Source organism: Bacillus thuringiensis (assembly GCF_001595725.1).
Taxonomy (GTDB): Bacteria; Bacillota; Bacilli; order Bacillales; family Bacillaceae_G; genus Bacillus_A; species Bacillus_A thuringiensis_K.
The window spans coordinates 2,651,357-2,677,691 of sequence record NZ_CP014282.1 but is presented as its reverse complement, the minus strand read 5'-3'; the positions used below and the strand labels follow the sequence as shown (position 1 = coordinate 2,677,691).

Sequence of the window (26,335 nt, the reverse complement as noted above, 5' to 3'; positions counted from 1 at the left end):
ATGACTAGAACAGTAAGTATGTCAACTGCAATTAATGAAGCGATGAAAATCTCAATGCGTCGTGATGAAAATGTAATTTTAATAGGTGAAGATGTTGCAGGCGGTGCACAAGTTGATCATCTGCAAGATGATGAAGCTTGGGGTGGTGTTCTTGGTGTTACGAAAGGACTTGTACAAGAGTTTGGTCGAAATCGTATATTGGATACACCAATTTCTGAAGCGGGTTATATGGGAGCTGCGATGGCCGCTGCTGCAACTGGATTACGTCCGATAGCTGAGTTAATGTTTAATGATTTTATTGGTAGTTGTCTTGATCAAGTATTAAACCAAGGTGCGAAATTCCGTTATATGTTTGGAGGTAAAGCAAAAGTACCCGTTACAGTACGTACGATGCATGGCGCTGGTTTTAGTGCAGCAGCTCAGCATTCACAAAGTTTGTACGCATTATTTACGAGCATACCAGGTATTAAAGTTGTTGTTCCTTCCACACCGTATGATGCAAAAGGCTTATTATTAGCAGCAATTGAAGATGATGATCCAGTAATCTTCTTTGAGGATAAAACACTTTACAATATGAAAGGTGAAGTGCCAGAAGGATACTATACAATTCCATTAGGAAAAGCAGATATTAAACGGGAAGGTTCTGATGTAACAATTGTCGCAATCGGAAAGCAAGTTCATACAGCGCTTGCAGCTGCAAAGCAATTATCGAAAAAGGGGCTTGAAGTAGAAGTAATCGATCCACGATCTTTATCACCGCTTGATGAAGATACGATTTTATCATCTGTTGAAAAAACAAATCGTCTTATCGTCATTGACGAAGCGAATCCAAGATGTAGTATGGCAACAGATATTGCGGCAATTGTAGCGGATAAAGGTTTTGATTTGTTAGATGCACCTATTAAACGAATTACAGCACCACATACGCCGGTTCCGTTTTCACCACCACTTGAAAAATTGTATTTGCCAACGCCAGAAAAAGTAATTGAAACTGTATCAGAAATGATTGGAGACCAATCTTTATTACATGTGTAATAAAACGATGTGAAGGGAGAGAGAAACATGGCTGTAGAAGTTGTAATGCCGAAGTTAGGTATGGCGATGAAAGAAGGTATTATTACGAGCTGGAATATTAAAGCAGGCGATAATGTAGCAAAAGGAGAACTGATTGCTAGTATTAATTCAGAAAAAATTGAAACGGAAATTGAAGCGCCAGTTGATGGTACGGTACTTGATATAGCTGTAAGTGAAGATGAAGGAGTGCCGCCTGGTACTGTAATTTGCTACATCGGTAAACCGAATGAAAAAGTAGAAATGCAGGAAAGCACACATGTTGTAGAAGAAAAAACATCTAATATAGAAGTACAAAATGTACAAAATCAAGAACCAAATGGGAAAGAAGTATCGAAGCAAAGAATTAAAATTTCACCTGTAGCGAAGAAAATTGCAAAGTCTGAAAATCTGGATTTCAAGGCATTAGTTGGTACAGGCCCCGGCGGAAGAATTACAAAGGTAGATGTATTAAAGGCGCTTGAAGAAAGAGTAGCAATCCCAGAAGTACTTGAACAAGAAGAAAGTAAAGTAATTCCTGTTACTGGTATGCGGAAAGCAATCGCAAACCGTATGCAAGCAAGCTTACAAAATAGTGCGCAATTAACCTTAACGATGAAAGTAGATGTTACAGATTTAGTTGCTTTACATAAAGAAATAGCGGAAGTTGTACAAAAACGATACGATAACAAATTAACCATTACGGATTTCGTCTCGCGTGCTGTTGTATTAGCACTTGGAGAGCATAAAGAAATGAACAGCGCTTATATAGATGATGCAATTCATCAATTTGAACATGTTCATTTAGGTATGGCAGTCGCATTAGAAAAAGGATTAGTCGTTCCAGCTATTCGCTTCGCAAATTATCTCTCATTAGTAGAGTTATCTAAAGAGATTAAGAATGTGGCACAAAAGGCACGAGCAGGCAATTTATATAGTGATGATATGCAAGGAACAACATTTACAATTAGTAATTTAGGAAGCTTCGGTATTGAATATTTTACACCAGTATTAAATGCACCAGAAACTGGTATTTTAGGTGTAGGTGCAATTGAACATGTTCCTGTATATAAAGGAAAAAAATTAAGAAAAGGAAGTATGTTACCTTTAAGTTTAACATTCGATCATCGTGTACTAGACGGTGCACCAGCAGCTGCATTTTTACGTGCAATTAAACGTTATTTAGAAGAACCTATAACAATTCTTTTATAAAGAGAAGGTGAGAGAATGAGTAAACTAGTTGTAATTGGAGGCGGACCAGCTGGATATGTAGCGGCAATTACCGCGGCTCAAAATGGCAAAGGTGTCACCCTTATTGATGAAGCAAATCTTGGCGGGACTTGTTTAAATGTGGGGTGCATGCCTACAAAATCATTGTTAGAAAGTGCAGAAGTACATGACATTGTGAGAAAAGCGAATCATTATGGAGTTACGCTTAATACAGGAAGTATATCAATTGATTGGGATCAAATACAGGCGAGAAAATCACAAATCGTAATGCAACTCGTCCAAGGAATACAATATTTAATGAAGAAAAATAAAATTAAAGTTGTAAAAGGAAAAGCGAAATTCGAAACGGATCATCGTGTGCGAGTTGTACAAGGAAATAAAGAAGATGTAGTAGATGGAGAACAGTTCATTATAGCGGCAGGTTCAGAACCGACTGAATTACCCTTTGCTCCATTTGATGGAAAGTGGATTTTAAATAGTAGCCATGCAATGTCCATAGATCATATACCGAAATCATTATTAATCGTTGGCGGTGGTGTAATAGGGTGCGAGTTTGCAAGTATTTATAGTCGTCTTGGAACAAAAGTTACAATTATTGAAATGGCACCACAATTATTACCTGGTGAAGATGAAGATATCGCACATATTTTAAGAGGAAAACTAGAAACTGATGGCGTAAAAATATGTACAGGGGCAGCTTTAAAAGGATTAAATAGTTATAAGAAGCAGGCTTTATTTGAATATGAAGGAAGTATCCAAGAAGTTAATCCAGAATTTGTTCTCGTTTCAGTCGGCCGAAAACCACGTATACAACAATTAGATTTAGAAAAAGCCGGCATTCAATATTCAAATAAAGGAATTTCTGTAAATGAACATATGCAAACCAATGTATCACATATTTACGCAGCTGGTGATGTAATTGGTGGCATCCAGCTTGCTCACGTTGCCTTCCATGAAGGAACGACGGCAGCATTACACGCGAGCGGAGAAGATGTAAAAGTTAACTATCATGCTGTACCTCGTTGTATGTATACCGCTCCAGAAATTGCTAGCGTTGGTCTAACAGAAAAAGATGCAAAAGAGCAGTACGGTGACATACAAATTGGAGAATTTCCTTTTACAGCGAACGGAAAAGCGCTTATTATTGGAGAACAAACGGGGAAAGTAAAAGTTATTGTGGAACCTAAATATCAAGAAATTGTTGGGATTTCTATTATCGGTCCACGTGCAACCGAACTAATTGGTCAAGGAACTGTAATGATTCATACGGAAGTTACTGCCGATATTATGAGAGATTATATTGCAGCGCATCCGACTTTATCTGAAGCGATTCATGAAGCGCTATCGCAAGCAGTAGGGCATGCTGTACATGCTTAAATGGAATTATAATAAACCACTATTCTCTAAATGAATAAGAGAATAGTGGTTTGAATTTTTACGGAAGAAATTGAATATCCTATTATTTTTTTACGTCAATAGCTGAAGTTTTATCGTTCCATTCAGGAGCTAAATTAGCAGTTTTACCATACCAATCAGCGTGTTTAAATACAACACCTTTTCCATATCCTTGTGTAGAAGTATGCTCCCAAAGTGTCGTTGAATAACTTGCAGAAGGTGAAGCCGTACTTACAGAAGAAATTCTGTCGTTCCAGCTAGAAGGTAAGTTTTTAAAGCCACTGCTCCAGTAAATGTATTGTCCACCTTTATTTATATGTTCATAAAAATCAGTACTACCAGCGCCGCTACCTAAAGGATTAATTTTATTTTTAAGTGCTTTTTTATCCTTTTCAATATAAGCATCCAATGTTTCTCTACTAGTAAAACCGTAAGCTAACCAATCTCCATTTTCATTTTGCTCTGGTAATACCATAGTAATTTGGATGTCTTTCTTATCTTGATCACTTAATTTTGTAAGTGAATTAACGTTCTGTTCATCCACTTTTAAATAATCAAAAGACTTAATTGTGTTACTTTTTTCTTCAGCACTTGCTACTCCTAGTCCTCCAGTTAATGCAAATCCCGCTACTAATGTACCTGCTACTAATTTCTTCAACATATAACCATCCCTTTTTGTTTGGATTTTTGTACAGGTGAATCTTGTACAGCTAAAATGTATTATAATTTTATACTTTTGTAAATATTCTGAAGTTTTAGAAATAATAGGCGAAATATTTACAGTTTTACATTTTTTCTTTAGAAAAAATAGTTATTGGAATGATATAATAAGTGGATATATTGTTTTTACTGGATGTAAAGATGTTTTAGGAGAGGTGTCATTGAAATATTTTACAAGAGATTGGTATAAAAAATTTTTAGAATTTTTAAGTTTTATAGAGTCTATAAAAGAATGGTCGGAAATGGATATACAAAGTTTAAAGGAAGAAATAGAGGAAAGGAAAATAGATTTATTAAAATTCCTTCCTGAATCGATATACTCAATTATACAAAACATCACAATTAATTCAGAGTACCCATCAGGTGAATTGAAAAAACGTATGCGAGAGTGGTCAACAGATTATGAGAAAAGAGTGGAACAATTAGATCAATCATACGTAGAATATTTTAATTCCATTGAGAAAAAACTTCCGTCAAATGTTGCTCAGTTACACAAGACATCACTACAAGATAGTGTAATTAAAGTAGTAAAAAGAAAGTCAGAAGATATTTTGTCTATCGTATTAGATTGCATTGGTACTTTTAGTGAATTTGATAAACTTGAAATAACTTTTATCCCGCATTAACGGGCAGTAAGACACCCACCTCAAAATGCAGCGAAAGCAAAGAAGTTAGGTGGGAATTAACTGCCCGTAAAAGCCCGATTGGTTAGAGCTAATAATCAGTGGGAGATGAACAAAACCCCCACTGATTAAAGTTTCACTTTATAGGAGTAACAAAGTGTTCTATGCCGAAAAACTTTGAAAATGCTTGGTGGTTATATCATGAAATAGCTCTTACTGAAGATGGTTTTGAACTAGGTGTTTTATTTGACTCTCCATTTAGAGAAGTGACGATTTGCGCGGCAGATGTATTACTTGTGAAGAAATAATGTTGTATGGAGTATTACAAACGTTTGACATAATAAAAAAATAAAGTTATTGTAGATACATGAAGTCTACAATAGGAGCTGTATTATGAAATATTCTAAAGCTACAAATTATGCTCTTCATACAATGCTTTTTCTGGCAAAGGCTACACCAAATAAGTTAGTTAGTGTTCACCAATTAGCAGAAATGCAAAATGTTTCACCAACGTACTTGTCTAAAATACTAACTAAGTTGACGAAGGAAGGGATGATACATTCATCATCTGGTCCAAAGGGCGGTTACTCGCTTAGTAAGAATTGGGAAGATATTTCATTTTTAGATATTATACATGCAATTGAAGGTAAAACATCATTGTTTGAATGTTGTTTACATGACAAACCTGGATGTTTAATTAATGAAGTAATGCTTGCAGCAGAAGAGAAAATGGAAGAAGAGTTACGAAATCAAAAAATCGTAGATCTTGCGAAAAAAATAAAAGTGGATTTTTAATCTGCTTTTATTTTTAAATTAATTAAGGATAAAAAGACTCTTTGATATCTTTAATTGTAGTTAGAAAATGATATGAAGAAGGAGAGAAGATGATGACTAAATTTTGGAATGATCGATATAAATCAGATGAATATTTTTACGGGGAAGAACCTAATACATTTATTAAAGAACAAGCATTTCGTTTAGCAAATCACAATAAAGTAATAGCTTTCGCGGAGGGAGAAGGTAGAAATGCTGTATTTCTAGCAAGACAAGGGAACGAAGTAACAGCTATTGATTATTCGGAAGATGGATTAGAGAAGACAAAAAAATTGGCAGAGAAGCATAATGTAAACGTGCATACAAAAAAAGTAGATTTATTAGCTGATAGTTTGCCAGAAAATGAATATGATGCAGCAATTATGGTATTTGGACATTTTCATGATGATTATAAAAAAATGATATTAGGTAAAATGATACAAACGATAAAGCCTGGTGGTTTAATTATGTTTGAGGTTTACTCAAAAAAACAAATAAACTATAGTACTGGTGGACCAAAAGATGTTGATATGCTGTATGATCCAATTGATATTCTTACTTGGTGTGAAGAACATAAGGTAATTCATTTCTTTAATGGAGAACAAGAGCGAGTTGAAGGGAAAGGGCACACTGGTTTAGCTGATGTTATTCAAGTTGTTATTAGAAAATTAATATAAGCATTAATGAAAGGTAAATGTATGAATGTAAAAAGACCAGTCATTTAAGACTGGTCTTTCTATTTAGATACTAAATTATCAAGTTTCCAATATGTATTCGTTAACGGTGCAGCTTTGCTATCTATGTATAAATACATATTATTTAAATCTTTTGGTGAAGTTTTCAGTTCAAATACAACGTCAGTAGTTAAGGAGAATTCGTGTGGAACATTTTTATAGTGCTCCTCACCTATCGGATGAGCTTCCCCTTCATATTTCTGACCAGTTTTTTCATCTTGTATGAAATATTTTATTTCCGAAAGATCAATAGTTTGTCCATCGTCCCGAACATTATTAATCATAACACGAGTAGTAAGGCGCCGCTCTTTGTCTATTTTTTCAAACTTTGCATTTTCAACTGTCGCTCTATAGTATTCGTTTTTAACTATTTCTCCATAGTGCATTGCATTCTTTTCGAGAGCGCTCTTTTCTTGTTTTGATGTAGTATTGCTATTACATCCTGTCAATATTCCAGTAAATAATAATGCTGTACATGTCGTTTTGATTAATGATTTCATAGTAATCCCTTTCTGTGTTAAAAAGTAAAACTTAGGAATAATTTTACATCAATAGGAAGGTGAATGGAAGTATTTTTGCGTAATATACAGATATACATTTATTTGGTTGTCAAGTTAACAGGATAGAAAGAGGGAGAAGACTGTATAAAACGGAATAAATAAGAATTGAAAATATTGTAAAACAGAAGAGGCATGCATATAATTAAAATAAAGTTTAAGTTTCTGAATCTTCAATAACGGTGGTGATAACATGTTTACTGAAGAGCGTCGAGAGAAAATTTTAGAACTACTTAATACAGATGGAAGAGTAATCGCAAAGGATCTTGCGGAAAGATTTGATATGTCTATTGATTCTATAAGAAGAGATTTGTCTATTATGGAAAAGGATGGTTTATTAAAAAGAACGCACGGAGGTGCAATTGAACTTACGCGAGTGAGAAATTTAGCTGCGGAACCAGCTAAACGTTATAGTGATAGCTCAATATATGAGGACACAATTGCAAGAGTTGCGGTATCTTATATACAAGAAGGTGATTCAATTTTTATTGGCGGGGCTTCCACTCATAATGCGATGCTGAAATATTTACCGGAAGTATCATTTACGGTTATTACGAATTCTATAGAAATAGCTGGTTATCTACGAGAATATAAGAATATTGATACGTATTTAATTGGCGGAAAAGTAAAACCTTCAGGGAATATTACTGATACACTTGCCTCTGAATTGATAAGTAGATTTTCTATTGATCTTTATTTCTCTACAGGTGGAGGCATTTCATTACAAGGTATTAGTATTGCAACACCTGAAGTTGCTTATTTTAGTAAAAGAGTAAGTGAAATTGCTAGAAGAAATATTTGTTTAGCTCCGCATAATAAACTTGGAATAGATTGTTTTATAAGAGGAGATTCTTTAAAAGAAATTGACATTATTATAACTGACGAACAGGCGAGTAAAGAAATTGTTCAGGACTTTGAGAAACAAGGTAAACAAGTTGTAATAGCGCCATTATATTCATTTGAAAGGAGTTTGACATGATTGTAAAAGAGCAAGAGTATCATATAAATGGATTAACTTATACAATTCGTTCTGCAGCTGAAAAAGATGCTGAGCAGTTATCGAAAATTAGGGTTCAGATTGATGGAGAAACTGAAAATATGGATAGAGATGCTGGAGAGGGATTTATAGATGACCTAGGGTTTCAAAAAATAATAAAAACAGATAGTGAAGAAACGAAGAATCTCTTTTTAGTTGTAGAAGTGCACAATCGAATTGTTGGATTTTCAAGATGTGAAGGATCAAATTTTAAGAGATTATCTCATAAAGTGGAGTTTGGTGTTTGCATTTTAAAAGAGTTTTGGGGATATAAAATGGGTAAGAAACTATTACAACAATCTATTAAATGGGCTGACGAAAATGCAGTAAATAAAATATCTTTACAAGTATTAGAGACAAACGAAAAAGCTATTCATCTTTATAAAAAATTAGGTTTTGAAGTAGAAGGCATTTTGAAAAATGACAAAAGACTATCGGATGGAAAGTATTATAATACGGTAGTGATGGGAAGATTTACTAATACTTTTCATAAAAGAGGGGAAGAGGTATGTTTTACAGAAGGAAGTACTATGTAGTGAAAAATGAATTCATAGAAGTATTTAATGATCATTTCAATAATACGAACGTACCTAATCAATTAAAGCATGGTTCTAGGCTAATAGGACGCTGGATGAAAGATAATAATGATGGTACAACAGAAATATTTGCCATATGGGAATATGATAGTTATGAACAGTATAATGAAATAGAATCGAAAATTAGAAGTGACGAGAGGCATATTAAAAGAATACATGAATGGTATGAAAACCATGGCGGGAAAGAATATGTTTTACAGGAGTACATAGTAGAGATGAAAAATGAAGAGTTAGTATGTACTGTAAAGTAACAGAGGGTGAGGGATAATAGAAATTAGAACAAAATTATATTTTAGTTTAGCATCCACTATTTTATTTGTGATAGCCGTGATTGTTTTCTTTATAAATGGTAATCCACAAAAGTGGTTTTGGTTATGTATTTTCTTTGCGGCCATTATACAAAATATAGTACTACTAAAAAAGAATAAAGAAGTGTATTAGGATATTCAAATTATTAACATATTTGTGTCGTCTTGCTAGTTTTATTGAAAACGCTTTTATTCAGTTTTATAATAAAAGTATGTTTTATAAATCTCCAAAACAATTAAAAGGGAGATGATACAATGTTAGCTTCACCGTTTTACTTACATACATGGAAAAAGTTTATTAATGAAGGAGTCCTTGATTCGAACCGTATAAACGAAAGAATTTCAGAATCATGGTACCGATGTAAACAAGCAAATGTGAATCCTCACATGAATAAAGGTCAGAAAATTTTGTCTTCTAATATTTTTCAAGATCAAAAGAAAAAGAGTGAAATTTTCCTTGATATAGCATTACCTCAAATACAAAATATGAGAAAAACCATTGATGAACTACAAATGATGGCATTATTAATCGATCCAGATGGTTATGTTCTATCGTTAAGTGGAAATAAACAAACGTTAAAGCGAGCGAAACATATTAATTTTATTGAAGGTGTAAAATGGACGGAAGCAGCTGTGGGGACAAACGCAATAGGAACAGCGCTAGAAATTGAAGAAGCTATTATGATAAGTGGTACTGAACATTACTCCGTGGTATCTCATAGCTGGAGTTGTGCGGCTGCTCCCATTCATAATGATGACGGGAAATTAATTGGTGTTCTAGATTTCTCCTGTCCAATTGAATTTTCGCATCCATATATGCTCGGTATGGTAACTTCAATTGCACATGCGATAGAGCGTGAATGTAGCATAAGAGTTCATCAAAATGAATTACACTTAATCCATCGTTTTTTAGATGTCATTGATAGTGATGAACAAGTAGTTATTTGTAATCATCGTGATGTTATCGTTTCTGCGAGTAAGAGCGTTCGGGAACGAGTAACTAATTGGTCAAGAATGAAACTTGAAGAGTTAGTGCACCATGGATTGGAAACTAAATTAGAGATACCGGTATATAGTAATGAAAGAATGATCGGGAAATGTATGTATTTAAAGGAAAACAAACAAATGAATACATATTCTACTTTCACATTTATAAAAGGAATTACTTTTCCAGGAGTTACCGGGACAAGTAAAGCATTTCAACACACACTAGAAGAAATTAAGCTTGTTTCACCGACTGATGCTAGTGTGTATGTATGTGGTGAGACAGGAGTAGGAAAGGAATATGTCGCGAGAGCGATTCATGAAAATAGTCCAAGAAAAGACGGGCCCTTTATAGCTGTAAACTGCGGTTCTTTGCCTAAAGAATTAATGGAAAGTGAATTGTTCGGTTATGCTGAAGGTGCATTTACAGGTGCGCGACGTCAAGGATATAAAGGGAAATTTGAACAAGCAAACGGAGGAACATTATTTTTAGATGAAATTGGTGAAGTACCACCAGAGATGCAAGTAGCATTATTGCGTGTTTTACAAGAACGCACAATAACTCCAATTGGGAGTTCAAAATTGGTACCAGTAAATATTCGTATTATTACTGCCACACATAAAGATTTACTACGGTTAGTAGAAGAAGGGAAATTCCGTCAAGATTTATATTATCGTTTGCACGTTTATCCGTTATATGTTCCATCGTTAATAGAAAGAAAAGAGGATATCCCATATTTTATACAACACTTTTGCGAACAGAAGAATTGGAATGTTGTATTTCCAAAGAGTATATACAATCAATTTTTACAACATACATGGCCCGGAAATATTCGGGAACTAGTAAATGTATTAGAACGTATTTACATTTTGTCGCAAGGACGGGAAATATGCGAAAAGCAAGTCGCTTTTTTGCTGCAAACAATGATGGGAAATCAACAACAACTTGAGTTACAAGTTGAAACTAAAACAGAACAGACATTACATTTTCGCGAAAAAATACAGCGTGATAGCATGATTGAAGCATTACAAAAGACAAATGGAAATGTTTCGTTAGCTGCAAAACTATTAAATGTACCTCGTAGTACATTTTATAAACGAATGCAAAAATATAAGTTATAAAGTAGATTTTTGCAATCTACTTTTTCTTTGTGGGCTCATGTTCTGTCGGAATGTGCGCTTACCGGGGAAATAATAGAATTGTTAGAAATTAATTTCCGGAAGGGGGACTTATGTGAAGTATATTGAAATTGGCATCGGGAATAGGTGGTTTGTTCGAACGGAAACTGAAAATAAAGATGGGACTGAATTTGAAGAACGAGGTATTATAAAACCTATTTATTTTGAGTCTTTATACGTACGTATTTGGTTTCGGAAAACTTGTTTTATTTTTGATACGAAAGAGGGTTTTAAGAAAGATAAGAAGAGAAGGGTTGAATATAAATTTATTGTTGGAATTGTGAGTAGGATGGCTGAAGAAAAAGTGCGCTAATTAAAAACATGTAAAGTAAAAGTGGTACTCAATCTATTGAGTACCACTTTCAGTATTTGAAGATTTTTTAGTGGAAATCTCAATAGCTCTTTCATATATTTCTTTATCAATACAAAATTTTTTTGTTATCCAATAAGTAAGTTCAGAAGGGCTAAGGATATGTTCCATTTTCCCAGTCAATAATTTTAGTTAAAGTCTCCCACTTTATTCTTTCTTGATGAGCTTTAATAAGTTTATTTGAAAAATGTAAGCTAAGCGGTTGTTTTATAGTATTTAAAAATGATAGAAATTTGTTTGCAAGTTTTTCTTGCGACATGTTCTTATCCTTTCTATATAGAAGTTTGTATTAAGAATATTATGCAATAAATATCAGAAAATATAGTTATTAATAGATTAGGAGAGAATTATATGTCGATGTCGCTATATTATAAAAAAATCCGGGAGCAATTAGGACATGAACTAATATTCATGCCAAGTGTAGCTGCAGTTATTAAAAACGAGCAGGGAGAAATCTTATTTCAATATCCTGGCGGAGAATACTGGAGTTTGCCAGCTGGAGCAATTGAACTTGGGGAAACTCCAGAAGAAGCAGTAATTCGGGAAGTTTGGGAAGAAACAGGATTGGAAGTACAAGTAAAAAAACAAAAAGGAGTATTTGGAGGAGAAAAGTACCGCCATATATATCCGAATGGTGATGAAGTAGAATATATTGTTGTTGTGTTTGAGTGTGAAGTTACTAGTGGCGAGTTGAAATCGATAGATGGTGAATCGTTAAAACTAAAATATTTCTCTTTATCTGAAAAGCCCCTTTTAGCATTGCCTTACCCAGATAAAATATTTTTATAGTTGTAAAATAGCACACCGTATTTATTGCAGGTGTGCTATTTATATAACCCCGTCGTATACATCTCCGTCAACGAATACACAATTTCCTCTAAGTTAATCTTTTTGTCGTTTTGCATAATAGTCCAAAGAAACGATTCATTCATCGCGAACCAACCGCGTGCTACAATCTCTTTATTTAAATTAGGTTGTGCCAATCCACTTTCTTGAGAGTATGTAATATCCTGTTTAATGCTTTTTATAAAACGTTCCCGAATCTCATCCCATTTTTGCCGTATTTCTCTTGATAATCCTATCGCTTCCTCTACAACTTGCAAAATAGCGCGTTCTTCATTTGCTAATTGCAGGAATGCTCTAACTTGATTTTGGATCATTATACGTGCTTCTTCTTTTGTTTGTGGAGAAAAAGAGCGTTCAGCGATATTATAAAAACGATTCATAACATCTTCCATTAAACTAATTAGGAAATCATCTTTGTTTTTGAAGTATACATATGCTGTACCATATCCGGTTTCTGCATGTTTAATAATTTGTGTAATTGTCGTTTTTTGAAATCCGTTACGTATAAAAATAGTGTAACCAGAGTGTAATAGTTTCTTCTTCGTTTCTAAGGAGCGGTGTTTTCTTGATGAAAGGGTACTGTTTTTCAAAGAATCACCTCTTTATACTGAAATATCTGAAAATATAACTGTATTGTAAAAGAAATTCATATATAAAGTCAACTGACATAATATCATTGACGTCGTATCAATTGAGGTGATATATTTCAATTAGTTAGAATAAAAAGAAAATTAAGAGAAGGTGACACCATGTATAAAGAACTATTTCAACCGAATTATGAATATGCGCTTGAATGTGATAAACATGATGAACTGAAAGATTTTCAAACTGAATTCTATAAAAAAGAAGGAACGATATATTTAGATGGAAACTCATTAGGACTACTTTCAAAAAGAGCAGAGAAATCGTTACTTATTTTGCTAGATTCATGGAAAGAGTATGGCATTGACGGCTGGACAGAGGGTGAGCATCCGTGGTTTTTTCTCTCGGAGAAATTAGGTGAGTTGACTGCACCTCTTATTGGAGCTTTACCAGAAGAAACCATTGTAACCGGTTCCACGACGACGAATATACACCAAGTGATTGCCACATTTTATGAGCCGAAAGGAATACGTACAAAAATTCTTGCGGATGAATTAACATTCCCATCAGATATATATGCACTTCAAAGTCAAATTCGTTTAAAAGGATTAGATCCAGATGAGCATTTAGTAAGAGTGAAAAGCAGAGATGGTAGAACACTTTCTGAAGAAGATATTATCCATGCGATGGAAGATGATATCGCTTTAATTTTATTACCTTCTGTTTTATATAGAAGTGGTCAAATTCTTGATATGAAACGTTTAACAACGGAAGCTCATAAATGCGGCATTCACATTGGATTTGATTTATGCCATTCAATAGGATCTATTCCGCATCATTTCAAAGATTGGGATGTCGATTTTGCTGTTTGGTGCAATTATAAATATTTAAATGCAGGACCGGGTAGTGTTGCAGGCCTTTATGTAAATAGTAAACATTTTAATAGACTGCCAGGATTGTCTGGATGGTTTAGTTCTAGAAAAGATAAACAGTTTGATATGGAGCATACATTAACAGCTGCTGATCATGCAGGTGCTTATCAAATTGGTACACCGCACGTATTAAGTACAGCACCATTAATTGGTTCACTTGAAATTTTCAAAGATGCTGGTATTGAACGTTTACGTGAGAAATCTTTACATATTACGAGATACATGCTGAATTTAATTGGACATGAATTAAAAGATTTCGAATTTACAATTGGAAATCCATTAGAGGATGAAAAACGAGGCGGGCACATTTATTTAGAGCATGCAGAAGCAGCACGTATATGTAAAGCACTAAAAGCAAATGGAGTAATTCCAGATTTTAGAGCGCCAAATGGGGTGAGACTTGCGCCGGTCGCTTTATATAACACATACGAAGAAGTGTGGAAATCTGTACAAATATTAAAGAAAATTATGAAAAATGAAGAGTATAAGCAGTTTGAAAATAAGCGAGAGGTTGTGGCATAAATATGAAAACATCAGAGTGGATTGATATTTCACAACCGCTAAATAATAATATTGCAACGTGGCCAGGAGACACACCGTTCTCGTATGAAGTTTCATGGTCAAAAGAAGAAAGTGGCTCAGTAAATGTCGGAAAGTTAACGATGAGTATTCATACAGGCACTCATATTGATGCACCATTTCATTTTGATAATGATGGAAAGAAAGTATTGGATTTAGATGTTCAAGTTTATGTTGGCCCAGCACGGATTATTGACGTTTCTAATCTTGAAAGCATCGGGAAAAAGGAATTAGAAAGCTTTCATTTAGAAGGTGTAGAACGATTATTATTACGTACATCTTCACATGGAAAAGCTGAAGAATTTCCAGAGGTGATCCCTCATTTACGTGCAGACATAGCGTCGTTTCTTTCAGAGAAAGGTATTCGTTTAATCGGAGTAGATGTACCATCAGTTGATCCGCTAGATGATAAAGAATTAGCAGCGCATCATCAATTATTTAAACATGGAATTCATATTTTAGAAAATGTCGTACTAGATCATGTAGCAGACGGTGATTATGAACTTATTGCATTACCACTTGCATTAACTGATGCAGATGGAAGTCCAGTTCGAGCCGTTATTAGACCAATATAAGTAGAATTATATAAAAGGGGCGTTTGGCTAATATGAAAGAAAATGAAAAAGTAATTATGGAAAAAGGGATTCATACGGATTTTAAAGAGAATATGACGTATGGGGAGTATTTACAATTAGATAGTTTACTATCTTCTCAAAAAAGATTATCGGACCATCATGATGAAATGTTATTTATCGTTATTCACCAAGCAAGTGAGCTTTGGATGAAGCTCATTTTACATGAGCTAAATGCGGCGGTTGAATCTATTAAACAAGATAAATTACAACCAGCTTTTAAAATGTTAGCACGTGTATCAAAAATTCAGTCTCAAATTATTCAATCTTGGGATATTCTTGCGACATTAACACCATCAGAATATATTGAGTTTCGTGATTCACTCGGTCAAGCTTCAGGTTTTCAATCGTATCAATATCGTATGATTGAGTATGCACTTGGCTATAAAACGCCACACGCATTAAAAATTTATGAAAAGGATCCAGAATTACATGCACGACTTCATAAAGCGCTACATGCACCAAGTCTATATGATGTCGCGATTCAAGCATTAGTAAAAGAAGGATTCCCTATTCATAAAGATGTGTTAAACCGTGATATTACGCAGCCTTATGAAGAAGATGCAACAGTAGAAGCAGCATGGTTGGAAGTGTATGCGGATGTGAAAAAATATTGGAATTTATATCAGCTTGCTGAAAAATTGATTGATATTGAAGACTGGCTACAACAATGGCGTTTCCGTCATATGAAAACAGTAGAAAGAATTATTGGACATAAAATGGGTACAGGTGGATCCTCCGGTGTTTCTTATTTAAAGCGAGTACTTGATCAACAATTCTTCCCAGAGCTTTGGAATGTTCGTACGAAATTATAAAAATAAACCTGTCAGTTCATTATGGCTGACAGGTTTATTTTTATTTGAGCACAATTATGTTTAAAATGAAGGAACAAGATATAATAAATGGAGTAACTATTTAAATGGAGGTAAAGTTTTTGGATTTCAAGCAACTAGAAAATAAATTCGAAAAGAAAAAAGTGAATACATTTCTTGTTTATCAAAAAGGGGAATTAACAACTGAGTATTATAAAACACCCGAATGTGCAAATAACTTATATAAAATAAATTCGATTACAAAAAGTATCGTATCTTTATTAATTGGTATTGCAATTGATAAGGGCTATATAAATGATATACATACATCAATTACAGAGTGGATTGAAAATGTACCTGGGGAAAAACATGATTTAACGCTATATCACTTATTAACAATGACTACTGGTGAGGACTGGAAAGAGTTTGGGAATGGAGTAGTATTCCCAAATGACTTTGTAGAATCAGAGAACTGGGTACAGTACATATTAGAAAAGCCAATAATTGAAGAACCTGCTACAAAAATGAATTATAATTCAGGTTCTTCTCATTTACTGAGCTATATTATTCAAGAAGCTACTGGAATGTCGACAGAGCGGTTTGCAAAGAAATATTTATTTAATTCATTAGAAATTAACGAATACGAGTGGCAACAAGATCCGCAGGGTATATATGTAGGTGGCTTCGGTATGAAAATGAAATCTACCGATTTATTAAAATTAGGAAAATTATGTTTACAAAATGGATATTGGAATGGGAAAGAAATTGTATCACCGCAATGGTTAGAAGAGTCAAGCAGGGCGCAATTTGAAACATATGAACATGTCGGCGCATATGGCTATCACTGGTGGGTATTACATAACGAAAGATTTCACATACCGTATTGTATATATTTTGCTATGGGATATGGCGGACAATACATTGTTATCATTCCTCAGTTAGAAGTAGTAGCTATTATAAGTAGTCATATGCCAAAACGTGGGCTCGTTCCATTAAAACTATTTATTGAGCATGTACAGGGAAACTCCAATTATATATAAGAAAAGGAGGGAATGTATGAGGGATGAAAAAACTTTATCTTTATTTAGATTCTGTTTAAGTCTTCTAGTATGTAGCGCCATTATTACGCAATTCATAATTAGGGCACAAGTGAAGCCGTTTAATCCAGTTAACTTTTTTAGTTTCTTCACTATCGAAAGTAACATTTTAGTTGCATGTATTCTCCTTTTAAGTAGTATCGTAACAGCTACATTTGGTCGCTCAGAGCAGTTTGGTATACTTCGTGGTGCAGCAACGGTATACATACTTACGACTGGACTCATTTATTTTTTATTATTAAGAGGGTTAGAAGAATCACTTCAAACGGCAATACCATGGGTAAATACTGTGCTACATTATATCATGCCGATTACAATGCTTTTAGATTGGATTTTAAATCCACCTATTAAGAAAATCACTTGGAAACAATCTGCAAGTTGGCTCTTATTCCCGTTTTTTTATGTGGTATATAGCTTAGTACGTGGTCCAATCGTGAATTGGTATCCATATCCGTTTTTAGATCCAAGAATAGGTGGGTATGGTAAAGTACTTTTATACAGTATAGGGATAGCAGTTGTAATTGGCGCTATTTGTATATTGGTAAGATTTTTAGGGAATCGAAACTTTAGAAAAGAATTTTAGAAATGCAAGAACCCCCACTGTGTCTGTTTTTAACAGTGGGGGTTTCACTTTATCTACTCGTCTTCTGAAACGACATCTTTATAAATTTCTCCGTCTTTGTTTCAAATTCTACATCAACAAAAACACCATATTCTTTTCCATCTTCACGTAACCACAATTTAAATTTTTCAACAGTTATTTGAACTGTTTTGGGTTTTCTACCTATATGAAGATAGTCAATAATTTCTGCTTTTGGGTATTGTTCTTTCGTCTTTTCTACGGCTAGCTTACCCCATTTGGCATACGGCGGCTGCGCATGAACAATTGATGAGCCTGTATATATATTTGAACATGTTGTTAGGAACAGAATGACAAGTGCGACACGCTTTAACAATTTCTTCATGATGAACTCCTTTTATCTTTTTTGTATATTGTTTACATATTTTTTCAACGATATTAGTTTGGATTTTTTTGTCTTCTTTACATAAAAGCGAGGCTTTTACAAAACATAACCAAGAAATCATTTCCGTAATTAAGGAGGAAAAATTATGCGCCAAAAGGCTATTTTTAAAATAGCAGTTTTACTTGCGTTCATAGGGCTGTCTTTAATGGTCAGTAGTATACAACTAAAGAATGTAGAAGCTTTTTCTAATCAAGTCATTCAAAGAGGGGCATCTGGCGAAGATGTCATTGAACTGCAATCTCGTTTGAAATATAACGGATTTTATACGGGAAAAGTGGATGGTGTTTTCGGATGGGGTACATACTGGGCACTTCGGAATTTTCAAGAGAAATTCGGATTACCCGTTGATGGTTTAGCTGGAGCTAAAACGAAGCAAATGCTCGTGAAGGCAACGAAGTATGACAAGTCAACTGCTAATAAAGGGACGACAACGAATAAAGGAAATAGTGGTGGCACTGCACAGGAGAATAAACCACCTCAAAATAAAGGGACAAATGTTCCGAACGGTTATTCTCAAAATGATATTCAGCTTATGGCAAACGCAGTATACGGGGAATCACGTGGTGAACCGTATTTAGGACAAGTTGCAGTAGCTGCTGTTATTTTAAATCGTGTTACAAGTGCGTCGTTCCCAAATACTGTTTCAGGTGTAATCTTTGAGCCTAGAGCATTTACAGCGGTAGCCGATGGACAAATATATTTAACGCCAAATGAAACAGCAAAAAAAGCAGTTTTAGATGCGATTAACGGATGGGATCCAACAGGAAATGCTTTATATTATTTCAATCCAGATACTGCGACTAGTAAATGGATTTGGACTCGTCCACAAATTAAAAAAATCGGTAAACATATTTTCTGTAAATAGAGTGGAGGTGGGACAATGTTAAGAGGTATTATCATTGTATTATTAACAGTCGGTGTAGTAGGAACAGGATACTGGGGCTATAAAGAGCACCAAGAGAAAAATGCGGTTTTAATTCGAGCGGAAAATAGTTATCAACGTGCATTCCATGATTTAGCATACGAAGTCGATTTATTGCACGATAAAATTGGTACAACACTTGCGATGAATTCACGATCATCTTTATCACCTGCACTAGCGGATGTATGGCGTTTAACATCTGAAGCTCGCTCGGATGTAGGGCAACTTCCTTTAACATTAATGCCATTTAATAAAACGGAAGAATTTTTAGCGAATATCGGTGATTTTAGTTACCGTGCAGCCATTCGTGATTTAGAAAAAGAACCGTTAAATGAGCAAGAATATAAAACGTTGCAAACTTTATATTCAAATGCAGGAAATATACAAGATGAACTAAGAAAAGTACAACATCTTGTTTTGAAAAATAATTTACGCTGGATGGATGTAGAAATGGCACTTGCATCAAATCGCGATCCAGCAGATAACACAATTATTGATGGATTGAAAACTGTAGAGAAAAACGTAACATCATATTCTTCTACAAACTTCGGACCGACCTTTACAAGTGCGCAAAAAAATAAAAAAGGTGGATTTGAAGCGGAAGGAAAGGCAATTTCTAAAGATGAAGCGGCGAAAATTGCCAAATCGTTTTTGAATTTAAAAGGAAATGAAAAAGTAGATGTTGAGAAAAGCGGAAAAGGTGCGAAAGAATCCTTCTATAGTGTGAAAATTAAAGATGAAGCAACGAACAATGAGTTCTATATGGATATTACCGGAAAAGGCGGATATCCAATTTGGGTTATGAATAACCGCGAAATTAAAGAACAGAAAGTTAGTTTAAACGATGCAGGTAGTAAAGGTTTGAAATTTTTAAAGGACCATAAGTTTAATAATATGGAGCTTTATGATAGCTCTCAATATGATAATGTTGGTGTATTTACGTATGTAGTAAATGAAAATGGAGTACGAATTTATCCAGAAGCAATCCAAATGAAAATTGCTTTAGATGATGGTTCTATCGTTGGGTTCTCCGCAAAAGAATACTTAGCGTCACATCAAAAGCGAACAGTTCCATCGGCAAAGCTAACTGCAGCAGAAGCAAGAAAGAAAATCAATCCGGATGTAAAAGTTATGGAAGAACGTAAAGCTTTAGTAGTCAATGATTTGCATAATGAAGTACTTTGCTATGAATTTATAGGTACTTTAGGAAAAGATACGTATCAAATATTCATTAATGCTAATAGCGGGGCCGAGGAAAAGGTAAAGAAAATGCAAGCTGTTGAAAAAATTTATGATTAAACCTTAATAGTGAAGTGGTGAAAATAATGAAAACTCTAATATATATATTGATGCTTTGCTTCGTTATAACTGGATGCAGTATTGGAAAAAAAGACAATCCAAACGAAAAGTCGGAACAAAAAAATGTTTCAATGAAAAATGTTAATTATACGAATAAATCAAATAAGCCAAATGAAAAAGCAGCAGATCATTTAGCATCTTTAGCAGCAAGTTTGCCAGGTGTGAATGATGCAACAGCGGTCGTTTTTGGAAAATATGCTATTGTAGGTATAGACGTAAAAGCAAAACTTGATCGAACTCGTGTTGAATCAATTAAATACTCTGTTGCAGAAAGTTTAAAAAATGACCCTGACGGTGCTAATGCAGTCGTTGTAGCAGATGTTGATACGTATGAACGCCTCAAACAAATCGGAAAGCAAATTAAAAAAGGAAAAACAGGTGAAGGTATACTAGATGAATTAGCCGCTATTGTGGGCCGAGTAATGCCACAAGTTCCAAATGATATGATAGAAAATAGAGAAACGAATCCAATTAAAGATAATGATAAACAATTACCAAAAGATGAAGAACAAGAGTTAAGAAAAGAACAGGATGATCAATCAAATAATCATTTGAATAAATGAAATTAACCTCGTACTTAATTGTACGAGGTTTTTAAATATAATATTAAATATTCAGTTTATTTTTAAGGGAATATATGGTTTAATTATGATGGGAGGGACAACTGTTATGATGAAAAAAAGCGCATGTATATTGTTTAGTTTATGCTTAGGTTTCAGTATGACAGCGTGTGAACAGAGAAAAGAAGTGAAAAATCAAACAGCAACTTCTTCTACTGTGATGGAAAGGCAACAGAAAGAGTCTATCAATATAAATCATTTCTCGAGTATAAATGAAGGAATGACTTATACAGAAGTGAAAGATTTAATTGGTTTTGAAGGAGATTTACTTATAGAAGAAGGGGTAGAGCATTCTACACAAATTAAACAAATTTTTGCTTGGAAAGGGAACGATCCAAATTCATTTGTTGAAATTACCTTTTTAGATGGAAGAGTGCATTCAAAAGCACAGCAAGGTATAAGTTAATAAGCTAAAAAATGGGAGAGTTTAGCATGAACATACACACAGGGGAAATTCAATTAGTTCCGTATAAGGAGAAATATAAAGAAGTTATACAAACATTTACTTTACCAAGTGAACAAGTCCAGTTTACATCAGATCCAAGCGCATTACTGGAGAAAGCAAAAAGTGATCGTACAAAAAACGTGATTGTTATTTTAGATTACAACGGGTTACCTGTTGGTCTTTTCGCATTGCAAACAGGAGATAGAGTAAAGAAGTTCACTGATAATGAGGATGCTTTACTTTTAACATCATTTTCTATTAATCACAATAGACAAAGAAAAGGATACGCTAAAAATTCATTGTTATTATTAGAAGAGTTTGTAAAACGTTATTTTCCAATAAAAAATGAAGTTGTACTTGCTGTGAATGAAAGAAATATTCCTGCACAAAATTTATATGCAAAAGTCGGCTTCCAAGATAAAGGTTTTAGGAGAATGGGGCCAATTGGCCAACAAATAATAATGCATTTACCTATAATGGAATAACGAGATAGAAAACTTACTCTTGAATATTCATGTAGTAGGTTTTTTTATTTTAACAATATATAATATATGTATATAAAATGAAACAGAAATGAAGGATATAAAAAATGAATCAAGATAGAAAATGGTATATTGTTGGGGGAAGAGTGATTAAAACTGGGATTGCAGTTTTTCTTACAGTGTTAGTTTGTGATTTTTTTAACATCCCAACTTGGAGTTATAAAAATGATTTAAAAGATTATAAACCAAATCATTATCATCACCATTTTTCAAGTGAATCTATTATTTTATTTGAGGTATTATCTATTCATGATATGTTAGAAGAATTAAAACAAATATCCGAGAAATATGAGTGGGAAAACCGATTCAATTGATAAGTTCATTTTACTGTGGGGGGGATAATATGACACTTTATATTGCATTACTAAGAGGAATCAATGTCGGTGGCCATAAAGTAATCAAAATGGCTGATTTAAAACGAGTGTTTGAATCAATAGGGTTAAAACAAGTGAAAACATATATACAAAGTGGTAATATTGTGTTCGAATCTGAGGAAGGTATAAACTTTCTAAAGGACCGAATACAATCTGAAATAAAAAAAGAATTTGATTTCGATGTTCCAGTCATGCTAAGAACACATGATGAATTTATAAATATTATTAAACAATGTCCATATGAAGTTCATTCATTGTTAGAAGGAGAAAGTGTTCATATTGCTTTTTTAGCTAATGTACTTTCTGAAGAAGAGAGTAGTCAATTGCTTACATTTAAAAGTGAACTTGAAGATTGCTATATAGATGAGAAGGTCGTTTATTTATTTTTCAAAAATAGCATTCGAAATTCTAAATTAATGAACCAGTTTCAGAAGTTACATACACCAGCTACAGTTAGGAATTGGCGGACTGTGAATAAATTAAAAGCAATTGTAGAGAGTATGTAAATATAAAAAGATGAGGTTTTCTACATGTAGAAAACCTCATCTTTTTACTTATATTGTTTTGCAACTATGAGTTCGACAATAGGATAAATAAAGAATGAAGAGCAAATTGCGATGAACAGAGGGAGGTTTTTTACTCCATCTAAATTAGCTCCCATAGAAAATCCTTCGGAGAAGATTAATAAAAGGAACATTACAACTACAAGCACAAAATATGCGATTTTAAAGCTTTTATATGTAATTTGTTGTCCCATCTCATCTTGACTTTCTTCTGACACACCGCGGGGATCTCCCCATGTAATATGATTAAGGAGGTAGCTAAGTATTAAAGCGCTTGAGAAAATGGTTCCACCTAAAATTACACCTTCATTGATGTATTTATAGGTACCATGTATAAGGACTGCGACTAATGATAAAACGATTGTTATTAAAATGAATTTATTACGATTCATATTAGAACAACACCTCCACTATTGTAAAAAACTATTTACAACTATAGTATAAAATTTGGGGAGTTTTGTGTCAAATGTTTTTTACACGCAATGCGTAATTATGTAATATCTTGTTTTTGTAATGAGTAAAAAATTACAATACATTTGAATGTAAAAGAATGGGCTCGCATATATTTGGAAGGGATGTCAGATTAATTTAGGGGGTAGTTATGTCTATACTTTTAAAGGCTGGTGCAGATGCAGGAAACAACGGTTTGAAGTTAATGGTGAAAGGGCAAGACCCTATTTTTATTCCGAGTATTTATTCTTTATATATAGGTGAGCCTACAGGACTCTTAGATGAGGTAGATGTCTCATTATCTGAATTAGAAAACCACATTGATGTGACTATAAGTTCGCCATCGTTAATGTTAAATAATGTACGATACATCGTTGGAGAAAAAGTCATCCAAGATCAATTAAAAGGTACTGAGGTTGAGAAGAAATCGAATAAGTCGACTGATGAGTTAATGGTTATTACAATTCTATCAGGTTTAGCTGTAAGCGCTATGCGTCAAAGTCCAACTTCTAGTCATATTAATATTCGTTATGATTTATCTGTCGCTCTTCCTATGCAGCTTATTACACAAGAAATAGCTGCTGAAAATGCAAAACGTTATATGGGAAATCATAAGGTTATTTTCCATTATCCGAACGGACGTGATGTGACAATTAATGTTTCAATTGAGTATTGTAAATGCCTGCCTGAGGGTGCTTCTGGGACGTGGGGCATTGTATACGATGAAGAAGGAAATGTTGTGAAACATAAAATAGAATGTGAACAAAATAAAGTGTCAGAAATTGATTTTGTTGATAAAACACTATTATCTTTTGATATTGGCGCAGGGACGACAGAAGAAGTAGTATCACTAGGCGTAAACTTTAGACCACAACTAAGTAAGGGTTTATCGTATGGTGTGAAAGAAACGTTACTACAAATTATTACGAGATGGAACCGGAAGTATCCAACAAAGACAATTGATAGTATTACAGAGTTCAATCAAATTTATTTAAATGATAAACACCCTAGAAATGCATTATTAGTTGAGGAATCACAACCAGCATTATTAGGTTTAGCAGCGCGCGTTGCAACGGATATTATAAACAAAATTGATGATATGAAAGACGATCCATACGTGTTTATTTATGGCGGGGGTGCAGTAATTATTAAAAACAGTTTAAAAATGATTTTAAAGCAAAAAGGACGACTCAAAAATGTAATCTTTGTAGATAATCCGTTATTTACAAATGCACGAGGATTATTAGTATATACTTGTTCACCAAAATATAGAGAGCATAAGCAAAAAGAGTTAGGATTTACAAACTTAACGATAAGTTAGTTGGTGGAAGTATGCGATCTAGGCGATATAAACGTGGTGATCGAGTAAAAATCAATATTCATAAATCGGTATCACCTGAAATGCTTGCGTGGCTGAATAAACAATCAAATCCAACTAATTTCTTCTTTTTTGCTGCACAGCAACTATTTAAACAAGTAGGAGATATTGACGTTTCAAAAGCTTTACCAAGCAGCCATGTTTTCTCATTATATGTGGAGCCTTCATCCTTATTAAAAGTCGAAGTAAACCCTTTTAAAAACATGACACTAGACACAAATACATCCACCGAAAATGCAAAAAAAAAATTATGGGAATCTGTTGATCAATTAGATTGTCCATTTTTTTAAACATAGAAAAGTATAAAAAGTCCCCATCACTATACATACGAATACAGTGATGGGTTTTTGTTTGTAACTAGAAGGAGGCACAATACAATTTGTGTCCCTTCCATTAGTTATTTATCTAAATTTTAGATGTATGTTTAGAAACAGCATTAATTATGCTTTCCCAGTCATCTGGATGGTTTTCATGGCCTGCTCCTTTAAGAGTTAATAGTACTGAGTTTGGAATTTCACCAATTAGTGCGAGGCCATGTTCAAATGGGAGTGCTGTATCGTCTGTTCCGTGAATAACTAATGTAGGTGCTTGTATGGATTGAAGTACACCTTCATATGCATCATCACCTTGAAGTAAAGCGTGATTAAACATACTTAATAAATTGTTTGCGCGTTCTATTTCTTGTTTTACTTGTTTATAAACTCTATTTTCATCAAATATTCGTTCTGATCCACATAATAGACGAGATCCTGAAACTAAATACTCTGCCACATCATTTTTATTTGCCCAATCTATACTTGTGCCATTTACATGATGTGTTAAAATTCTTTCATCCATTGGAGGTAAATCGCGAGTATTGTCATCAGATCCTATTACACTAGTCGCTAGTAAAGTTAGCGTCAAAATTCTTTCGGGATGTTTTACAGCGGCAATTTGAGCAATCATACCACCTAATGACATACCAAATAGGTGAGCTTTATCAATATGATAAGCATCTAGTACTCCAATTGCATCTTCAGCCATATCTGTTACTGTATAATTGGAAGTTCTAGGTTCATAGGCAACAGAGCGTCCAACATCACGGTTATCAAAGCGAATAACAAACTTCCCCGTACTAGCCAACAGCTCACAAAACTCTTCGTCCCAATAAACCATGGAACATGTAGCGCCCATAATTAATAAAATAGCAGGGTTCTTAGGGTTTCCAAAGCTTTCTGTACATATATCAATTCCATTTATTTTAAATATCTTTTCACTCATATAGTTAGCCCCATTTCTTTTGAATTTAATTAATAAAACAGTTTTGGATGATTCTAAGATGTGTGTAAGATTCGTATTGTAATTCATCCCGCTATTTGCCATTTGCCGGGCGGTAAGAGTCTCATCTCAAAATTCAGGGAAAGTAAAGAAGTTGGGAGGGGACCAACTTCCTGAAAAAGACCGATTGACGAGGGTTGATTAAAGTTTCACTTTATAATGCTTCTTACATAATTACCCCCAAAAATAATTATATGTTAATTCAAGACAAAAAATTTTGAGAAATAATTGTATGTTATTAAAATAAACAGCAAGGAGGAGAGGA

Annotated in this window: 30 protein-coding genes and 3 pseudogenes; 27 read left to right on the top strand and 6 right to left on the bottom strand. The window is 33.9% G+C overall.

Going from position 1 to position 26,335, the window contains the following annotated elements; translation table 11 throughout:
* The 3 genes from acoB to lpdA are packed head-to-tail and all read left to right on the top strand — an operon-like array spanning position 1 to position 3,657.
* Positions 1 to 1,035 carry an acetoin:2,6-dichlorophenolindophenol oxidoreductase subunit beta gene (gene acoB, locus AXW78_RS13425; RefSeq protein WP_000198901.1) on the top strand — a complete coding sequence of 345 codons (1,035 nt, stop codon included), beginning with the start codon at positions 1 to 3 and terminating at the stop codon, positions 1,033 to 1,035.
* A gap of 27 nt (positions 1,036 to 1,062) precedes the next feature.
* The gene (locus AXW78_RS13420) at positions 1,063 to 2,262 is read left to right on the top strand and encodes a dihydrolipoamide acetyltransferase family protein (RefSeq protein ID WP_061884263.1); all 1,200 of its coding nucleotides are present in this window, start codon (positions 1,063 to 1,065) and stop codon (positions 2,260 to 2,262) included.
* Positions 2,263 to 2,277: 15 nt separating this feature from the next.
* The gene (lpdA, locus tag AXW78_RS13415; protein ID WP_061884262.1) at positions 2,278 to 3,657 is read left to right on the top strand and encodes a dihydrolipoyl dehydrogenase; all 1,380 of its coding nucleotides are present in this window, start codon (positions 2,278 to 2,280) and stop codon (positions 3,655 to 3,657) included.
* 82 nt (positions 3,658 to 3,739) lie between these two features.
* On the opposite strand, the gene AXW78_RS13410 is transcribed toward lpdA, so the two are convergent.
* A complete protein-coding gene (locus tag AXW78_RS13410; RefSeq protein ID WP_000914454.1) occupies positions 3,740 to 4,336 on the bottom strand; it encodes a hypothetical protein in 597 nt (198 codons plus the stop codon).
* 220 nt (positions 4,337 to 4,556) lie between these two features.
* Here AXW78_RS13410 and AXW78_RS13405 point away from each other — a divergent pair.
* The 4 genes and pseudogenes from AXW78_RS13405 to AXW78_RS13395 form a co-directional block, all read left to right on the top strand.
* Positions 4,557 to 5,006 (top strand): annotated as a pseudogene (locus AXW78_RS13405) (DUF4085 family protein); the annotation flags it as partial.
* Positions 5,007 to 5,158: 152 nt separating this feature from the next.
* Positions 5,159 to 5,326, top strand: a pseudogene (locus AXW78_RS32275) (DUF4085 family protein); the annotation flags it as partial.
* Positions 5,327 to 5,411: 85 nt separating this feature from the next.
* Positions 5,412 to 5,813: an Rrf2 family transcriptional regulator gene (locus tag AXW78_RS13400; protein WP_000877650.1), complete on the top strand. Its 402-nt coding sequence runs from the start codon at positions 5,412 to 5,414 to the stop codon at positions 5,811 to 5,813.
* An 89-nt stretch (positions 5,814 to 5,902) separates the two neighbouring features.
* Positions 5,903 to 6,508, top strand: coding sequence for a class I SAM-dependent methyltransferase (locus AXW78_RS13395; protein ID WP_061884260.1), 606 nt, complete (start codon positions 5,903 to 5,905; stop codon positions 6,506 to 6,508).
* A 59-nt stretch (positions 6,509 to 6,567) separates the two neighbouring features.
* Here the strand turns inward: AXW78_RS13395 and AXW78_RS13390 are convergent, their stop codons facing one another.
* Positions 6,568 to 7,065 (bottom strand): hypothetical protein, encoded by a 498-nt coding sequence (locus tag AXW78_RS13390; RefSeq protein ID WP_061884259.1) that lies wholly within the window; start codon positions 7,063 to 7,065, stop codon positions 6,568 to 6,570.
* 250 nt (positions 7,066 to 7,315) lie between these two features.
* On the opposite strand from AXW78_RS13390, the gene AXW78_RS13385 reads away from it, so the two are divergent.
* The 6 genes from AXW78_RS13385 to AXW78_RS13360 all read left to right on the top strand — a co-directional run bounded on the left by AXW78_RS13385 (position 7,316) and on the right by AXW78_RS13360 (position 12,384).
* Positions 7,316 to 8,101, top strand: coding sequence for a DeoR/GlpR family DNA-binding transcription regulator (locus tag AXW78_RS13385; RefSeq protein WP_000493639.1), 786 nt, complete (start codon positions 7,316 to 7,318; stop codon positions 8,099 to 8,101).
* Positions 8,098 to 8,694: a GNAT family N-acetyltransferase gene (locus tag AXW78_RS13380; protein WP_000635685.1), complete on the top strand. Its 597-nt coding sequence runs from the start codon at positions 8,098 to 8,100 to the stop codon at positions 8,692 to 8,694. Before AXW78_RS13385 ends, AXW78_RS13380 begins: the two co-directional genes overlap by 4 nt.
* The gene (locus tag AXW78_RS13375) at positions 8,667 to 9,005 is read left to right on the top strand and encodes an NIPSNAP family protein (RefSeq protein ID WP_000499997.1); all 339 of its coding nucleotides are present in this window, start codon (positions 8,667 to 8,669) and stop codon (positions 9,003 to 9,005) included. Before AXW78_RS13380 ends, AXW78_RS13375 begins: the two co-directional genes overlap by 28 nt.
* 312 nt (positions 9,006 to 9,317) lie before the next feature.
* A complete protein-coding gene (locus AXW78_RS13370; protein WP_061884258.1) occupies positions 9,318 to 11,168 on the top strand; it encodes a sigma-54-dependent Fis family transcriptional regulator in 1,851 nt (616 codons plus the stop codon).
* Between the two features lie 112 nt (positions 11,169 to 11,280).
* Complete coding sequence (locus tag AXW78_RS13365; protein WP_000873843.1) at positions 11,281 to 11,538, top strand: DUF3977 family protein; 258 nt, start codon at positions 11,281 to 11,283, stop codon at positions 11,536 to 11,538.
* A gap of 408 nt (positions 11,539 to 11,946) precedes the next feature.
* Entirely contained in the window at positions 11,947 to 12,384 is a 438-nt protein-coding gene (locus AXW78_RS13360) for an NUDIX hydrolase (RefSeq protein WP_033690100.1), read from the top strand.
* A 35-nt stretch (positions 12,385 to 12,419) separates the two neighbouring features.
* Here the strand turns inward: AXW78_RS13360 and AXW78_RS13355 are convergent, their stop codons facing one another.
* Positions 12,420 to 13,031: a TetR/AcrR family transcriptional regulator gene (locus AXW78_RS13355; RefSeq protein WP_000798546.1), complete on the bottom strand. Its 612-nt coding sequence runs from the start codon at positions 13,029 to 13,031 to the stop codon at positions 12,420 to 12,422.
* A gap of 159 nt (positions 13,032 to 13,190) precedes the next feature.
* On the opposite strand from AXW78_RS13355, the gene kynU reads away from it, so the two are divergent.
* The 5 genes from kynU to AXW78_RS13330 all read left to right on the top strand — a co-directional run bounded on the left by kynU (position 13,191) and on the right by AXW78_RS13330 (position 17,658).
* Positions 13,191 to 14,477 carry a kynureninase gene (kynU, locus tag AXW78_RS13350; RefSeq protein ID WP_046945025.1) on the top strand — a complete coding sequence of 429 codons (1,287 nt, stop codon included), beginning with the start codon at positions 13,191 to 13,193 and terminating at the stop codon, positions 14,475 to 14,477.
* Between the two features lie 2 nt (positions 14,478 to 14,479).
* Positions 14,480 to 15,109 (top strand): arylformamidase, encoded by a 630-nt coding sequence (kynB, locus tag AXW78_RS13345; protein ID WP_000858074.1) that lies wholly within the window; start codon positions 14,480 to 14,482, stop codon positions 15,107 to 15,109.
* Positions 15,110 to 15,141: 32 nt separating this feature from the next.
* Positions 15,142 to 15,981 (top strand): tryptophan 2,3-dioxygenase, encoded by an 840-nt coding sequence (kynA, locus tag AXW78_RS13340; RefSeq protein ID WP_000661972.1) that lies wholly within the window; start codon positions 15,142 to 15,144, stop codon positions 15,979 to 15,981.
* Positions 15,982 to 16,100: 119 nt separating this feature from the next.
* Positions 16,101 to 17,018, top strand: a complete 918-nt coding sequence (locus AXW78_RS13335; protein ID WP_061884257.1) for a serine hydrolase domain-containing protein — start codon at positions 16,101 to 16,103, stop codon at positions 17,016 to 17,018.
* A gap of 16 nt (positions 17,019 to 17,034) precedes the next feature.
* On the top strand, positions 17,035 to 17,658 hold the full coding sequence (locus AXW78_RS13330; RefSeq protein ID WP_001204114.1) for a Pr6Pr family membrane protein: 624 nt from the start codon (positions 17,035 to 17,037) through the stop codon (positions 17,656 to 17,658).
* A 49-nt stretch (positions 17,659 to 17,707) separates the two neighbouring features.
* Here AXW78_RS13330 and AXW78_RS13325 read toward each other — a convergent pair whose 3' ends face one another.
* Entirely contained in the window at positions 17,708 to 18,040 is a 333-nt protein-coding gene (locus AXW78_RS13325; RefSeq protein WP_000734902.1) for a DUF3889 domain-containing protein, read from the bottom strand.
* 145 nt (positions 18,041 to 18,185) lie between these two features.
* Between AXW78_RS13325 and sleB the strand changes: the two genes are divergently transcribed.
* The 7 genes and pseudogenes from sleB to AXW78_RS13290 all read left to right on the top strand — a co-directional run bounded on the left by sleB (position 18,186) and on the right by AXW78_RS13290 (position 22,868).
* Positions 18,186 to 18,965 (top strand): spore cortex-lytic enzyme, encoded by a 780-nt coding sequence (gene sleB, locus AXW78_RS13320; RefSeq protein ID WP_001249053.1) that lies wholly within the window; start codon positions 18,186 to 18,188, stop codon positions 18,963 to 18,965.
* Between the two features lie 15 nt (positions 18,966 to 18,980).
* A complete protein-coding gene (gene ypeB, locus AXW78_RS13315; protein WP_000943726.1) occupies positions 18,981 to 20,321 on the top strand; it encodes a germination protein YpeB in 1,341 nt (446 codons plus the stop codon).
* A gap of 26 nt (positions 20,322 to 20,347) precedes the next feature.
* Positions 20,348 to 20,944 carry a YhcN/YlaJ family sporulation lipoprotein gene (locus AXW78_RS13310; protein WP_000854058.1) on the top strand — a complete coding sequence of 199 codons (597 nt, stop codon included), beginning with the start codon at positions 20,348 to 20,350 and terminating at the stop codon, positions 20,942 to 20,944.
* A 106-nt stretch (positions 20,945 to 21,050) separates the two neighbouring features.
* Positions 21,051 to 21,407 carry a hypothetical protein gene (locus tag AXW78_RS13305; RefSeq protein ID WP_000976446.1) on the top strand — a complete coding sequence of 119 codons (357 nt, stop codon included), beginning with the start codon at positions 21,051 to 21,053 and terminating at the stop codon, positions 21,405 to 21,407.
* An 11-nt stretch (positions 21,408 to 21,418) separates the two neighbouring features.
* On the top strand, positions 21,419 to 21,931 hold the full coding sequence (locus tag AXW78_RS13300; RefSeq protein WP_003301495.1) for a GNAT family N-acetyltransferase: 513 nt from the start codon (positions 21,419 to 21,421) through the stop codon (positions 21,929 to 21,931).
* Positions 21,932 to 22,035: 104 nt separating this feature from the next.
* Positions 22,036 to 22,104: pseudogene (locus AXW78_RS34855) on the top strand (hypothetical protein); the annotation flags it as partial.
* A gap of 227 nt (positions 22,105 to 22,331) precedes the next feature.
* Positions 22,332 to 22,868, top strand: coding sequence for a DUF1697 domain-containing protein (locus tag AXW78_RS13290; protein ID WP_000177389.1), 537 nt, complete (start codon positions 22,332 to 22,334; stop codon positions 22,866 to 22,868).
* Positions 22,869 to 22,912: 44 nt separating this feature from the next.
* Here AXW78_RS13290 and AXW78_RS13285 read toward each other — a convergent pair whose 3' ends face one another.
* Complete coding sequence (locus AXW78_RS13285) at positions 22,913 to 23,317, bottom strand: hypothetical protein (RefSeq protein WP_001081360.1); 405 nt, start codon at positions 23,315 to 23,317, stop codon at positions 22,913 to 22,915.
* 209 nt (positions 23,318 to 23,526) lie between these two features.
* On the opposite strand from AXW78_RS13285, the gene AXW78_RS13280 reads away from it, so the two are divergent.
* Entirely contained in the window at positions 23,527 to 24,696 is a 1,170-nt protein-coding gene (locus AXW78_RS13280) for a ParM/StbA family protein (protein ID WP_000025621.1), read from the top strand.
* Between the two features lie 11 nt (positions 24,697 to 24,707).
* Positions 24,708 to 25,043, top strand: coding sequence for a hypothetical protein (locus AXW78_RS13275; protein ID WP_001257760.1), 336 nt, complete (start codon positions 24,708 to 24,710; stop codon positions 25,041 to 25,043).
* Between the two features lie 115 nt (positions 25,044 to 25,158).
* Here AXW78_RS13275 and AXW78_RS13270 read toward each other — a convergent pair whose 3' ends face one another.
* Positions 25,159 to 26,013 (bottom strand): BCA family alpha/beta fold macrolide esterase, encoded by an 855-nt coding sequence (locus AXW78_RS13270; protein WP_001290771.1) that lies wholly within the window; start codon positions 26,011 to 26,013, stop codon positions 25,159 to 25,161.
* Between the last annotated feature and the right edge of the window lie 322 nt (positions 26,014 to 26,335).